Here is a 12564-nt window from a genome sequence, read left to right as displayed (position 1 = left end):
CAACGGCAACCAACCCATACTGGCTGATGTTCAAACCGGATTCAGCCAGTCTCCGGCGGGCTCACCGCGCACCGGCCGACCGATCGACACGTAGGTCAGCCCGTGGCGGGCGACCACGGCGGGGTCGTACAGGTTGCGGCCGTCGAACACGATGCGGTCTGTCAGGGCCTGGGCCAGCTCGTCGAAATCGGGCACGCGAAAGCTCTGCCACTCGGTCACGATGGCCAGGCAGTCGGCCCCCTGCAGCGCGGCCATGGGGCTGTCCACCAGGCGCAGGTCGGGGCGCTCGCCGAAGATGCGGCGGGCCTCGGCCATGGCCACGGGGTCATGCGCCTGCACGGTGGCGCCGGCCTGCCACAGGGCCTGCAGCAGGTTGCGGCTGGGCGCTTCGCGCATGTCGTCGGTGTTGGGCTTGAAGGCCAGGCCCCAGACGGCGACGGTCTTGCCGGCCAGCGACCCGCCCCGGGCCGCGTAATGCGCACTGATCTTCGAGAACAGCACCTCGCGCTGGGCGCGGTTGCGTGCCTCCACGGCGTCGAGCAGCGTGGGCTCGAAGCCGGCCTCTTGTGCGGTGTGGATGAGGGCCTTCACGTCCTTGGGAAAGCAGCTGCCGCCATAGCCCACCCCGGGGTAGATGAAGTGGTAGCCGATGCGCGGATCGCTGCCGATGCCGCGGCGCACGGCCTCGATGTCGGCCCCCATGCGCTCGGCGATGTTGGCGATCTCGTTCATGAAGCTGATCTTGGTCGCCAGCATGGCGTTGGCGGCGTACTTGGTCAGCTCGGCGCTCTTCACGTCCATCACCACGATCTTGTCGTGGTTGCGGTTGAAGGGCGCGTACAGCTCGCGCAGCTGGGCTTCGGCCCGCGGGCTGTCGGTGCCGACGATGATGCGGTCCGGCCGCTGGCAATCGGCCACGGCGGCGCCCTCCTTGAGGAATTCGGGGTTGGAGACGACGTCGAACACGTGGTCGGCACCGCGCTCGGCCAGCACCTGGCGCAACACCTGCGCCACCTTGTCGGCCGTGCCCACGGGCACCGTCGATTTGTTGATGACGGTGCGGGGGCCATCCATGTGCGTGGCGATGGTGCGCGCGACGGCCAGCACGTACTGCAGGTCGGCGCTGCCGTCCTCGTCGGGCGGCGTGCCCACGGCCAGGAAGATGACGGGACTGCGGCGCACGCCCTCGGCGGCATCGGTGGTGAAGTCCAGCCGGCCGAGCTGCTGGGTGCGGTGCACCAGCGCCTCCAGGCCAGGCTCGTGGATGGGCATGCGGCCGGCCTGGAGGCCCGCCACCTTGTCGGCGTCCACGTCCACGCAGAGCACGTGGTGGCCGGCATCGGCCAGCACGGCCCCCTGCACCAGGCCCACGTAGCCGGTGCCAAATACGGTGACTTTCATGTGCGGAAAAACTCCCTGTACCAATCCACGAAGCGCTGCACGCCGACGGTCACGGGCGTGCCGGGCTCGAAGCCGACCCAGTCGCGCAGGGCACGCGTGTCGGCCGAAGTGGCCTGCATGTCGCCCGGCTGAATGGGCAGCATGCGTTTGTTGGCGGTGACGCCCAGGGCGCGCTCGATGGCGGCGATGTAGTCCATCAGCACCGTGGGCTGGCTGTTGCCGATGTTGAAGATGCGGTATGGGGCCGTGCTCGTTCCCGGATTGGGCACCATGGCGTCGTACTGGGCATCGGGCGTGGCGGGTTTGTCCAGCACGCGCAGCACCCCCTGGACGATGTCGTCGATGAAGGTGAAGTCGCGCACCAGCTGGCCCTGGCCGTAGACGTCGATGGCCTCGCCCGCCAGCATGGCGCGCGTGAACTTGAACAAGGCCATGTCGGGCCGGCCCCAGGGCCCATAGACGGTGAAGAAGCGCAAGCCCGTCGTCGGCATGCCGTAAAGGTGGGCGTAGGTGTGCGCCATCAGCTCGTTGGCCTTCTTGGTGGCCGCGTAGTAGCTGATGGGGTGGTCGACGGCATCGCGCTCGGCATAGGGCATCTTGGCGTTGCCGCCGTAGACGCTGGAGCTGCTGGCATACACCAGGTGCTGCACGGCGTGGCGGCGGCCGTTCTGCAGCACGTTGCCAAAGCCCAGCAGGTTGGCGTCGGTGTAGTCGTCGGGCTGGTCGATGGAGTAGCGCACGCCGGCCTGGGCGGCCAGGTGCAGCACGCGCGTGGGGCGCGTGGCGTCGAACAACCGGGCCATGCCGTCGCGGTCGGCCACGTCCAGCCGCTCGAAGCGGAAGTTCGCGGCATGCGGGTGCGCCTGCAGCTGGGCCAGCCGCGCTTGCTTGAGCGAGACCTCGTAGTAGGCGTTGAGGTTGTCGATGCCCACGACCTGGTGGCCCTGGCCCAGCAGCTCGCGCGCGCAATGCATGCCGATGAAGCCCGCCACGCCGGTGACCAGCACCGTGCTCATGGCTGCGCCCCCGGCACGGTCTGCGGGGGCACCCACACGAAATGGAACGGCATCGGTGCCGCGTCAACAGGCATTTTGGAAGAAGGTATGGCCATGCTCTCGTACTCTTTGTAACCAGTCTGGGGCAATACTGCGGCCCACCAGCCCGCGTCACGGGCACGCGACACCAGCAGCAGGCCCCGCCCTGTGGCACGCGCCTGCTGCAGGGCCTGGGCCACGCAGGCCGCCGGCGTGCGACCTGGCAAAGGCGCGCAGCCGCGCGCCTGCACCTGGGGAAACTCGGACCGCATCATGGCCGCCAGCATGTGGTCGGCGCCCACGATGTCGCCACGCCCGTCGTAGCCCGCCTGGCGCAGCCGGGCCGCCAGCTCGGGCACCGGAAAAGTCAGCTCGTCGGCCTCGCCGGGCTTGTCCTGGTTGCGTGCACCGGCCACCCAGGGCCGCGCCGTCGCCATGGCGAAGAAGATCAGCGCGAACACCAGCACCGCCCCGGTGTACAGGCCGCCGCGCGGGTTGTCGTCGGCCTGCAGCGACGGGCGCCAGACGAAGAACGCCAACGGCACCACGGCCACCAGGGGCAGCAGCCAGCGCTCCTTGAAGTTGCTCACATCGCCCAGCACGACCATGGCCACCATGGCCAGGCCGACGAACAGCAGGTAGCGCCCCAGCAGCGGCCAGGCCCAGCTGCGCCAGGGCCAGCGGGCATCGGCGTCGGCGGGCAAGGGCGCGCGCAGCTGGCCGCGAAAGGCCAGCACCACCACCAGGGCCCACAGCAGCAACGTGGACGCCGTGATCTGCAGCAGGTTCGCGGCGCCGGTGAAGACCGACACCTGCTGCGAGATCTCCATCTTGTCCAGGGTGGCCGCCGTGGCCTCGTGCCAATGGTTCAGCACCCACCAGCCGTTGGGCGCGAAGATCAGCAGGCCCACCAGCGGCGCCAGCCACCAGCCGCGCTGAAACAGGGCGCGCCGCGCCTGCGGCACCGTGAGGCAGGCGACGAAGAACGCGCCGATGCTCAGGGCAAAGCTGTACTTGGCCATCATGCCCAGGCCGCAGAACAGGCCCACCAGCGCGTAGTGGCCCGGTCTGGGCGCCTGCACCAGGCGCAGCACGGCCCCGCACAGGCCCAGCGCCATCGCCGTGACGAGCACGGTGTGGGTCAGGTCGCGCACCGCGTTCCAGCCGAAAGGCGGCATCAGCAGCAGCCCGCTGGCGACCCAGAAGGCACCGCGCGCCGTGAGCAGCTGCCGCGCGGCCAGCCAGGCCAGCACATAGGTCAGGCCAATGGCCGCGTGCTTGACCAGCGCCAGCGCCAGCACCGACGGCCCCAGCACCTGGATCACGGCCCACTGCAGCCAGGTGTAGAGCGGCGGCTGCGCGCCATAGCCCAGGGCCAGCTGCTGCGACCAGAGAATCTGCTCGGACTCGTCCCATTTCATGCCGGTTGAGATCACGCCGCGCGACACCACGTGGGCCAGCAAAAAGGCCAGCAGCCAGGGCCAGGGGTTGTCGTACAGGGCTTGCAGCCAGGGCCGCTGCGCAGGGGACGGACGGGCGGCGTCTGAGGAAGCAGCGGGCGAACGGGGCATGGAGGTGGGCGGCAGGCGGTGGCGCAGCGCGCGACGGAACTCGGAATGGGCACAATCGGCGTTTGCGGTGATTATCCACCTGCCCCGCAGCGCCAGGCCTGTCGCCAGGACACCGGACGCCGGTTCGCCAGCGTGCCCATGCGTCATCGCCCGCCTCATCCACCCGCCATGCAGCCCATTTCCACACCCCCTGAGGTCTCCATCGTCGTCCCCATCTACAACGAGGTGGACAACCTGCCCGACCTGGTCACGCGCATCGAGGCCGCCATGCGCAGCCAGCCGCTGTCGTTCGAGCTGATTGCCGTGGACGACGGCTCCCGCGACGGCAGCGGCAAGCTGCTGCTCGAGCTGGCCCGCACGCGGCCCTGGCTGCGCCCCGTGCTGCTGGCCCGCAACTACGGCCAGTCCAGCGGCCTGCAGGCGGGCTTCGACCGCGTGCGCGGCCGCTACGTGGTCACGCTGGATGCCGACCTGCAGAACGAGCCCGACGACATCCCGCTGCTGCTGAACCGGCTCGAGACCGATCCCGACGTGGACATGGTCTCGGGCTGGCGCAAGGACCGGCAGGACGCGGCGCTCTCGCGCAAGCTGCCGTCCAAAATCGCCAACCGCCTGATCTCCCAGGCCACCGGCGTGCAGCTGCACGACTATGGCTGCGCGCTCAAGGCCTACCGGCGGCACATCATCGACCGCATCCACCTTTATGGCGAACTGCACCGCTTCATCCCATCGCTGGCGCGCGATGCCGGCGCCCGCATCACCGAGGTGCCCGTGCGCCACCACGCCCGCACACGCGGCGTGTCCAAGTACGGCATCGACCGCACCTTCCGCGTCATCCTGGACCTGATCCTCATGGTCTTCCTGATGCGCTACCGCCAGCGCCCGCTGCACGCCTTCGGGGGCGTGGGCCTGTGGCTGGCCACGCCGGGTTTCCTCATCCTGGCCTGGCTGTTCCTCCTCAAGCTGTTCGGTCACGACATCGGCGGGCGCCCGCTGCTCATCGTCGGCGTGATGCTGGTGCTGATGGGCATCACCTTCGTCGCCGCCGGCCTGATTGGCGAGCTGCTCACACGCATTTACTACGAGTCGGGTGGCGGCCAGCAGTATTACGTCAATGAACCCGAAACATCATCGGAAACTGGCGCAAACTCCCCCGCCGATGCCCAGCACATCCCGCCAACCCAGGCTGCACACGGCCAGGGCGAGCGGCCGCCAGGCACCCCTGTCTGACACGTCGCCCGGGCCAGGCCGACGGCCCCGGATTGCATGGGAGGTCGTGGACATCTCAGACGCAGACGCGCTCACCGCATGACGAACACTTCCGTTGCTCAGCGGCGGAGGTGGCCGTGGTGATTTGCAGTTCGGCTGCCTGTTGATCCAACAGGCCATCGTCACGCGTCACGCATCACCGCCCCGCACGTCAGCTGTGTCGTCATGGCTCTGCGCCGAAGCAGTCGGGACAAGGTGATGTTCCGCTTCCCGGCTGGCGCTCCACCGCAGCATCCACCATCGCCCAGACCGCCCCGGCAAAGCCGGTATGGGCCTGGTGAACGGCCAGGGCCTGAACCACAGGCAGCTGGTGGCGGTCACCTCTGGCGTTGACGCCAATGACCCGGTGGTGCCGAGTGCTGCAAGCCCAGCCAGGCACCTGGTGCTGCGCATGGGGCTTCCCGCGATGGCGACGAACCGCCACGTCGGCGCCTCGCCGGTCGTGGCGAGCGTTCAGGCCAGCACGGCCTCGGCTTCGATCTCCACCGTGGCGTGGGCATCGAGCAAGCCCGCCACCTGCACCAGCGTCATGGCCGGAAAGTGCTTGCCCAGGTGCGTGGACCAGGCCGCGCCGATCGCGGCGCCGTGCTCGCGAAAGTCGTCCATGCGGGTGACGTAGACGCGCAGCGCCACCAGGTGGCTCGCGCTGCCGCCAGCGGCGCGCACCACGGCCACCACATTCCCCAGCGCGCGCTCCCACTGCTGGCCGAAATCCAGCCCCGCTTCCACGCCGTGCGCGTCCGGCTTGCTGCCGATCTGCCCCGCGATGCGCAGCAGCTTGCTGCCCTGGGCCACCACGCCATGCGAAAAACCGCGCGGGCGCTGCCAGCCCTCGGGCAGCACGGCCTGGTAATGGATGTCGCTCATGTCCGTGTCTCCTTGGGGTTCATGGAATGTCGCACGCACGTGGTGATGGGGCTGCAGGCGCTGAGCTGCCTCAGCAGGCCGCGCCATGCCCCAACGCCGCGGCGTTGGCCGTGAACAAGGCTCGGCGTCAAGCCGCCAGCGCCTCTTCGACCTCGCGCAGCTTGTCCTTGCCAAAGTAGATCTCCGGGCCGACGAAGAAGGTGGGCGAGCCGAAGGCCCCGCGCTCGAAGGCCTGCTGCGTGTTGGCCAGCAGCCCGGCCTTGACCTCGGGCGCCTGCGAGGCGGCCTGGATGGCCGCCGCGTCCAGCCCGCCCGCCGTGAGTTCGGCCGCGATGACGGCAGCGTCGGCCATGTTGGCGCCGCGCTCCCACATGCTGGCGTAGACCACGTCGACGTAGCGCTCGAAGCAGCCGAGCTGCTGCGCCGCCACCGCGCCACGCATGATCTGCAGCGTGTTGACCGGAAAGTGCGGGTTGTGGCGGAAGGCGGTGAGCGCATGCCGCTTGACGAAGCGCTCGCGCTCCACGCGCTCGTAGGCGAGCTTGTTCGGGATGTCGGCGAAGGCCTCCATGGGCGAGCGGTTGTTGGCCGCCTTGAACAAGCCGCCCAGCAAAATGGGCACGTAGGTGAACCGCGCGCCCGTGCGCGCCTCGATCTGCGGGATCACCTTGTGGCTCAGGTAGGCATTGGGGCTGCCGAAGTCAAACAGAAAATCCGCGGTCTTGCTCATGGTGTCTCCTGCATTCAGTGTGCAGTATGCAGCCATTGCCGTTCATCTTCAAACGGCAAGCCATGCATACTGCGTTTAATTCATCTTTGCATCACAACGGGTGTCGCGCCGATGGCGCCTGTGGACCACGCCACCTCACCCACGGCCAAGACGGCGCGCCCAGCTGGGTGACAGCCACGCGGTCGCGGCCATCGCCCGCGTAGCCGGGCTGGTCCAGGCTCATGGGCGGATCGCCACGCCACCGTGTTCGCCATCATCGCCGGCCCGCGCACATCGGCGCGTCACCCAGGCTCACGCGGCCTCACCACGGCTCCATCCAGGGCCGCAGCTCGGTTTCGTGCGTCCAGGCGTCGCGCGGCTGCTGGTGGATCTGCCAGTACAGCTCGGCGATGCGCTCGGGGTTGACGATGCCGTCCTGCGCCTTGGTCGCATAGCGTTCGGGGAAATTGCTCTGGATGAAGTCGGTGTCGATGGCGCCGTCGATGATGGGGTGGGCGACGTGGATGCCCTTCGGCCACAGCTCGCGCGCCATGCTCTGTGCCAGCGCCCGCAAGCCGTGCTTGGCGCCGGCAAAGGCCGCGAACCCGTCGCGCCCCCGCAGGCTGGCCGTGGCCCCGGTGAACAGAATGGTGCCGCGGCCCCGCGGCACCATCACCTTGGCCGCCTCGCGTCCCATCAGAAAGCCGGCGAAACAGGCCATCTCCCACACCTTGAAGTAGACGCGCGCGGTGGTCTCGGTGATGGGAAAGCGCACGTTGGCGCCGATGTTGAACACCGCCACCTCGATGGGGGCGATGTCACGCTCGATGTGCGCCACCAACGAGGCCATGGCCTCTTCCTGGCGGGCATCGCTGCCAAAGCCATGCGCCTGGCCGCCGTCGGCGCGAATCTGCTCGACCAGGGGCTGCAGCTTGTCGGCGCTGCGGCGCGTGACGCAGGCGATGTAGCCCTCGCGCGCAAAGCGGCGGGCAATCGCGCCTCCCGTGGCATCGCCCGCACCGATGACGAGCACAGCTTTCTGTGGGTTCATGGAAACTCCGCTGGAACAGGTGAAAGAGGGGCGCCCGGCATGCAGCCCGGGCAACCTGGGTCTGGCGATGGGCTGGCCCACGCTCAGGTGCTGGGGGTCGATTCATGGGACTGCCATGCAGCCCCTCGTGCCGGCCCGGTATCACCTCAACGTGGCCTGGGGCCCACCATGCCGTTGACCGCTCGCGCCAGTCTAGGTGGCCGCACCCGGTTTGCGGTGGCTGGAGGTTGTGTATGAGACTGCAATGCAGTTCTGGCACACCCCAGCGACCACACGCTGGCGGCTCGGTGCGTCATGCTCAACGCCGCGCGCAGGCCTGGCCAGCGCCCTGCGAGGCCGCTGGCGGCCGCGCTGGTCTGGGGCGACTGGGCAAGACCCACAAGACTGCAATGCAGCTCAGCTGCGGGCCACCACCGTCACGATTGCTTCATCGGCACTCGCCCCGTATTCGCCAACTGTCGTTTTCTTTGCACCGGAGACCGCCCCATACTGCACGACATCTCCACCCTAGGCCCGTGCAGCGACCTCACACCCTTGCCGGGATGTGCGGCACCCGCAGGTCGTCAGCCCGGCGCCCGACTTCCCCCGCCGGCGGGATGGTCCACACCCGGGTCCAGGGCCGCGCCCCGATCAGCGCCGCAAGGCGGTGAAGGCCGCGAATTCCCAGCGCCGCATGGACAGCAGCAGGGTGTAGCCCTCGCGCATGTCGTCAGGCAGCTTCTGATCGGCCAGGTGCTGCTTGGCAAAGTCCTGCGCAATGCGCTGGATGCGTTCGACGAACACCGGCCCCATGCTGTGGCCGATGGTGCCGTGCACCAGCTGCAGCACCTCGTCGTCGCGGTCGAAGCTGCCGCCGTAGTAATCCAGCAGCACGTTCTCGCGGAAGAAATCCATCACCGGGCCGTTGGGCCGCCAGCGGAAGGTCTTGGCCAGCTTCAGGCGGTAGCGGTTCAGCGGCCGCAGCTCGATGATGCCGATGCGGTCGAGCATCACCAGGTGGCGGATGCACTCGGGCTCGTCGATGCGGTAGGCCTCGCAGATCTGCTCCAGCGTCCAGTGGCTCAGCACGCAGATGGCGCACAGCAGCAGCTTTTTGTCCGCCACCACGGCCACCTCCTGGGCCTGCGTGAGCTGGCTGAGCAGGGGCTGGGCGTCGGCCACGCGGCGCGCCAGGTCGGCAAAGTCGAGCTTGAGCGCACGGCAGATGGCGTCGATGCGGGTCAGCGGCATGTCGCCTTTGGCCAGCATGCGTTTGACGCTGGACTCGGCCATGCCGAGCTCCTTGGCCAGGTCCGCATAGGTCATCTGCGCGGCCTTCAGTTCGTGTTTGAGTGCGGTGACCAGGTCCTGCGTGGTGCTCATCGAAATCCTCCCTCCGTGTCGATGGTTCGGGCGCGTGCGACGATACCCTGAGCGTGAAGCCGCGCCACCGAGGCGCAATGTACGCGACGGTTGGCGGCGCCTTGCGCACAGTGCAGGCCACTTCTGCGTCCACCCCTTGTCGCGCCTAATGCCACACGCTCGCCCGCCCGCCGCTCGCCCGTCCCCGTCTACCGGCGTGGCCGGCGTCGTCCAACCCGCCCACCCTGCCCTCGGTCCCTTGCGCCGCGCCGAGTGGCTCGTGCTGCTGGCCTTGCTGGCCGCCGTGGTGCTGGCCGCCGGCCTGCCCGCCGCACCCTTGCCCGCCGGCTACCACGACTTCGCCGACCAGCGCGCCTGGGGCGCACTGCCGCACGCCCTGGACGTGCTCAGCAACGCACCGTTCGTCCTGGCGGCGCTGTGGCTGTGGCGGCGAGCCGCCATCTTTTCATCGGGTATCGGTTCATCTACCTTCATCCATGATCGAATGGCCGACCATACTTGCATGGTGCTCGTGCGATGGGTGGTGCTGGGCCTGATCGCCACGGCCGCGGGCTCCAGCGTCTACCACTGGGCGCCCGGCGATGCGGGCCTGGCCGTGGACCGGCTCGGCATGTCGCTGGCCTTTGCCGGCGTGATCGGCCTGGCTGTGGCCGACCGCGTGAGCCCCCGCCTGGGTCGCGCGCTGCCGCTGCCGCTGCTGCTGGCCTCGGCCAGCGCGGCCCTGTGGGCTTGGCAGGTGGGCAACATGACGCCCTGGGCGCTGGTGCAAGGCGCCGGCTTGGCGCTGCTGGTGGGTCTGGGCCTGAGTCCCAACCGGCCGGACGGCCTGGGGGTGCGCTGGCTTTGGGTGGTGCTGGCCTACATCGCCGCCAAGGTGCTGGAGCTGGGCGACCACGCCGTGTTCGAGCTGACCCAGGGCTGGGTGGCCGGCCACAGCCTCAAGCACGCGGTGGCGGCGCTGGCGGTGGTGCCCATCGGCTGGGCCATGCGGCGGCGCTGATGCCGGGTCGCGTTCGCGCTGCCGCCCACCGAGTCCACCGGCCGCCGCGCGTCCGGCACCTCGGGCGACGCTGCGAGGCGGCGTGGCCGCCCTGTCCTCAGGCGAATGCCCCAGGCCTGCCCTCTTGGTCCTCTCCACTCACCGTAGCTGTTCGCCGCGTCGATGGGGACGACGACGCATCCGACCAAGCCTGGCGGCGTCGCCGCCTGTCCAGGCGCTGGCCGTGCGGCCGGCCATGGCTTCACAATCTGCGCCGCACACTCGCATTTCCCCAGGCCGTCACAGGACCCAAGCCCCCATGACCGAATCGACCCGCCAGGCCCAGGCCGGCCAAGCGCCCTCCGGGCAGTTCGCCTTGCTGGGCCAGCGCCGCTTTGCGCCGTTTTTTTGGACCCAGTTTGCCGGCGCCGCGAACGACAACCTCTTCAAGTTCGCGTTCACCGTGATGGTGACCTACATGCTGCAGGTGAGCTGGCTGCCGGCCGACATGGCGGGCCTGGTGATCGGCGCGCTGTTCATCCTGCCCTATCTGGTGTTCTCGGCCACCAGCGGCCAGCTGGCCGACAAGCTGGAAAAGCGCGCGCTGATCCGCTTCGTCAAATGGCTGGAGGTGGCCATCATGGCCCTGGCGGCCTGGGGCTTCTTCAGCGCCAACGTGCCGGTGCTGCTGCTGTGCACCTTCCTCATGGGCCTGCACTCCACCCTGTTCGGCCCGGTGAAGTTCGCCTACCTGCCGCAGCACCTGTCCGAGCGCGAACTGACGGGCGGCAACGGCATGGTCGAAATGGGCACCTTCGTCGCCATCTTGCTGGGCCAGCTGGTGGGCGGGGTGCTGGTGGTGGTGCCGCAGGTGGGGCCCGAATGGGTGGGCATCTCGTGCGTGGTGCTGGCCCTGCTGGGGCGGCTTGCGGCGCAGTTCATCCCTGTGTCGCCGGCCACCGACCCCGGCTTGCAGGTGAACTGGAACCCTGTGACCGAAACCTGGCGCAACCTGCGCCTGGCGCACGAGCAGCTGGCCGTGTTCCGCTCGCTGCTGGGCATCTCGTGGATGTGGTTCTTCGGCGCTGTGTTCCTCAGCCAGTTTCCGGCCTTTGCCAAAGAAGTGCTGCACTGCGACGCCCACGTCGCCTCGCTGCTGCTGGCCGTGTTCTCGGTCGGCATCGGCGTGGGGGCGCTGCTGTGCGAAAAGCTGTCGGGCCACCAGGTCGAGATCGGGCTGGTGCCCGTGGGCGCCATCGGCATGACGGTGTTCGCCATCGACCTGTTCTTCGCCACGCGCAGCCTGCCCGCGCCGCCCGCCAGTGGCCTGTTCGACGTGGGCGGCTTTCTGCAACAGGGCGCGCACTGGCGCGTGATGGCCGACCTGGGCCTGATGTCGATGTTCACCGGCCTGTTCAGCGTGCCCATGTACGCGCTCATCCAGCTGCGCGCCCGGCCCTCGCACCGCGCGCGCATCATCGCGGCCAACAACATCCTCAACGCGCTGTTCATGATCGCCTCGGCCGTGATCGCGGGCGCGCTGCTGCAGGCCGGCTTCTCCATCCCGCAGATCTTCCTGTTCACCGGCATCGCCAATGCGCTGGTGGCGGCCTACATCTTCTTCCTGGTGCCCGAGTACTGGCTGCGCTTTCACGCCTGGGTGCTCACCAAGCTGGTGTACCGCTTCCGCATCACCGGGCGTGACCACATCCCGGCCGACGGTCCGGCCGTGCTCATCGCCAACCACGTCAGCTTCATCGACGCCGTGCTGCTGATGGCGGCCAGCCCGCGGCCCATCCGCTTCATCATGGACCACCAGATCTTCAAGGTGCCCGTGCTGGGCTGGCTGTTCAAGCTCGCCAAGGCCATCCCCATCGCCCCCGCACGCGACGACCCCGCGGCCTACGAGCGCGCCTTCGTCGAAGCCGCCCAGGTGCTGCGCGAAGGCGAGCTGCTGGCCATCTTCCCCGAAGGCGCCATCACGCGCGACGGCGAGCTGGGTGCGTTCAAGAGCGGGGTGCTGAAGATCCTGGAGCAGGCGCGCGCCGACGGCCTGAGCGTGCCCGTGGTGCCCATGGCGCTGACCAACCTCTGGGGCAGCTACTTCTCGCGCATCGAACCCACGGGCGCCATGACCAAGCCATTCCGGCGTGGGACCTTCAGCCCGGTGGGCCTGAGCGTGGGCGAGGCCATGCCCCCCGAAGCGCAGACGCTGGAGACCATGCGCGCACGCGTGCAAGACCTGTTGCAGCCGGCGACTGACGGCTGCAGGCGGCACCCTGATCCGACGCCCTCACCCGAGTGACCGGCGGCACCCACCT

At 68.9% G+C, this 12564-nt stretch carries 10 protein-coding genes; 3 read left to right on the top strand and 7 right to left on the bottom strand.

From position 1 onward, the window contains the following. Positions 1-30 precede the first annotated feature (30 nt). Genes CCO03_RS04665 through CCO03_RS04655 form a run of 3 tightly spaced genes read right to left on the bottom strand, consistent with a single transcriptional unit; the run spans position 31 to position 4006 of the window. Positions 31-1401 carry a UDP-glucose dehydrogenase family protein gene (locus CCO03_RS04665; RefSeq protein ID WP_087277870.1) on the bottom strand — a complete coding sequence of 457 codons (1371 nt, stop codon included), beginning with the start codon at positions 1399-1401 and terminating at the stop codon, positions 31-33. After that, positions 1398-2417 carry an NAD-dependent epimerase gene (locus tag CCO03_RS04660; RefSeq protein WP_087284179.1) on the bottom strand — a complete coding sequence of 340 codons (1020 nt, stop codon included), beginning with the start codon at positions 2415-2417 and terminating at the stop codon, positions 1398-1400. The genes CCO03_RS04665 and CCO03_RS04660 overlap by 4 nt, the downstream gene beginning before the upstream one ends. Then, a complete protein-coding gene (locus CCO03_RS04655) occupies positions 2414-4006 on the bottom strand; it encodes an ArnT family glycosyltransferase (protein WP_236904029.1) in 1593 nt (530 codons plus the stop codon). Before CCO03_RS04655 ends, CCO03_RS04660 begins: the two co-directional genes overlap by 4 nt. A gap of 168 nt (positions 4007-4174) precedes the next feature. Here CCO03_RS04655 and CCO03_RS04650 point away from each other — a divergent pair, with 168 nt between their 5' ends. After that, entirely contained in the window at positions 4175-5236 is a 1062-nt protein-coding gene (locus CCO03_RS04650) for a glycosyltransferase family 2 protein (protein ID WP_087277867.1), read from the top strand. A gap of 492 nt (positions 5237-5728) precedes the next feature. Here CCO03_RS04650 and CCO03_RS04645 read toward each other — a convergent pair whose 3' ends face one another. The 4 genes from CCO03_RS04645 to CCO03_RS04630 form a co-directional block, all read right to left on the bottom strand. Continuing rightward, positions 5729-6142, bottom strand: coding sequence for a RidA family protein (locus tag CCO03_RS04645; RefSeq protein WP_087277864.1), 414 nt, complete (start codon positions 6140-6142; stop codon positions 5729-5731). Positions 6143-6269: 127 nt separating this feature from the next. Then, complete coding sequence (locus tag CCO03_RS04640; RefSeq protein ID WP_087277861.1) at positions 6270-6872, bottom strand: 2-hydroxychromene-2-carboxylate isomerase; 603 nt, start codon at positions 6870-6872, stop codon at positions 6270-6272. A gap of 301 nt (positions 6873-7173) precedes the next feature. Then, positions 7174-7902, bottom strand: a complete 729-nt coding sequence (locus CCO03_RS04635) for an SDR family oxidoreductase (protein ID WP_087277857.1) — start codon at positions 7900-7902, stop codon at positions 7174-7176. A gap of 630 nt (positions 7903-8532) precedes the next feature. Then, on the bottom strand, positions 8533-9264 hold the full coding sequence (locus CCO03_RS04630; RefSeq protein ID WP_087277854.1) for a helix-turn-helix domain-containing protein: 732 nt from the start codon (positions 9262-9264) through the stop codon (positions 8533-8535). 238 nt (positions 9265-9502) lie between these two features. On the opposite strand from CCO03_RS04630, the gene CCO03_RS04625 reads away from it, so the two are divergent. Both CCO03_RS04625 and CCO03_RS04620 read left to right on the top strand, forming a co-directional pair. Then, complete coding sequence (locus CCO03_RS04625) at positions 9503-10264, top strand: hypothetical protein (RefSeq protein ID WP_087277851.1); 762 nt, start codon at positions 9503-9505, stop codon at positions 10262-10264. A 298-nt stretch (positions 10265-10562) separates the two neighbouring features. Continuing rightward, the gene (locus tag CCO03_RS04620; RefSeq protein ID WP_087277848.1) at positions 10563-12548 is read left to right on the top strand and encodes an MFS transporter; all 1986 of its coding nucleotides are present in this window, start codon (positions 10563-10565) and stop codon (positions 12546-12548) included. The last annotated feature ends 16 nt before the right edge of the window (positions 12549-12564 follow it).

The sequence above is a fragment of the Comamonas serinivorans genome (assembly GCF_002158865.1).
Lineage (GTDB): Bacteria > Pseudomonadota > Gammaproteobacteria > Burkholderiales > Burkholderiaceae_C > Comamonas_E > Comamonas_E serinivorans.
This window is presented reverse-complemented; position numbering and strand designations above follow the sequence as displayed.

Excerpts from the sequence above, each read along its gene's own strand:
- CCO03_RS04665 (WP_087277870.1), bottom strand. The coding sequence starts at position 1,401 with ATGAAAGTCACCGTATTTGGCACCGGCTACGTGGGCCTGGTGCAGGGG.
- CCO03_RS04660 (WP_087284179.1), bottom strand. The coding sequence starts at position 2,417 with ATGAGCACGGTGCTGGTCACCGGCGTGGCGGGCTTCATCGGCATGCAT.
- CCO03_RS04655 (WP_236904029.1), bottom strand. The coding sequence starts at position 4,006 with ATGCCCCGTTCGCCCGCTGCTTCCTCAGACGCCGCCCGTCCGTCCCCT.
- CCO03_RS04650 (WP_087277867.1), top strand. The coding sequence starts at position 4,175 with ATGCAGCCCATTTCCACACCCCCTGAGGTCTCCATCGTCGTCCCCATC.
- CCO03_RS04645 (WP_087277864.1), bottom strand. The coding sequence starts at position 6,142 with ATGAGCGACATCCATTACCAGGCCGTGCTGCCCGAGGGCTGGCAGCGC.
- CCO03_RS04640 (WP_087277861.1), bottom strand. The coding sequence starts at position 6,872 with ATGAGCAAGACCGCGGATTTTCTGTTTGACTTCGGCAGCCCCAATGCC.
- CCO03_RS04635 (WP_087277857.1), bottom strand. The coding sequence starts at position 7,902 with ATGAACCCACAGAAAGCTGTGCTCGTCATCGGTGCGGGCGATGCCACG.
- CCO03_RS04630 (WP_087277854.1), bottom strand. The coding sequence starts at position 9,264 with ATGAGCACCACGCAGGACCTGGTCACCGCACTCAAACACGAACTGAAG.
- CCO03_RS04620 (WP_087277848.1), top strand. The coding sequence starts at position 10,563 with ATGACCGAATCGACCCGCCAGGCCCAGGCCGGCCAAGCGCCCTCCGGG.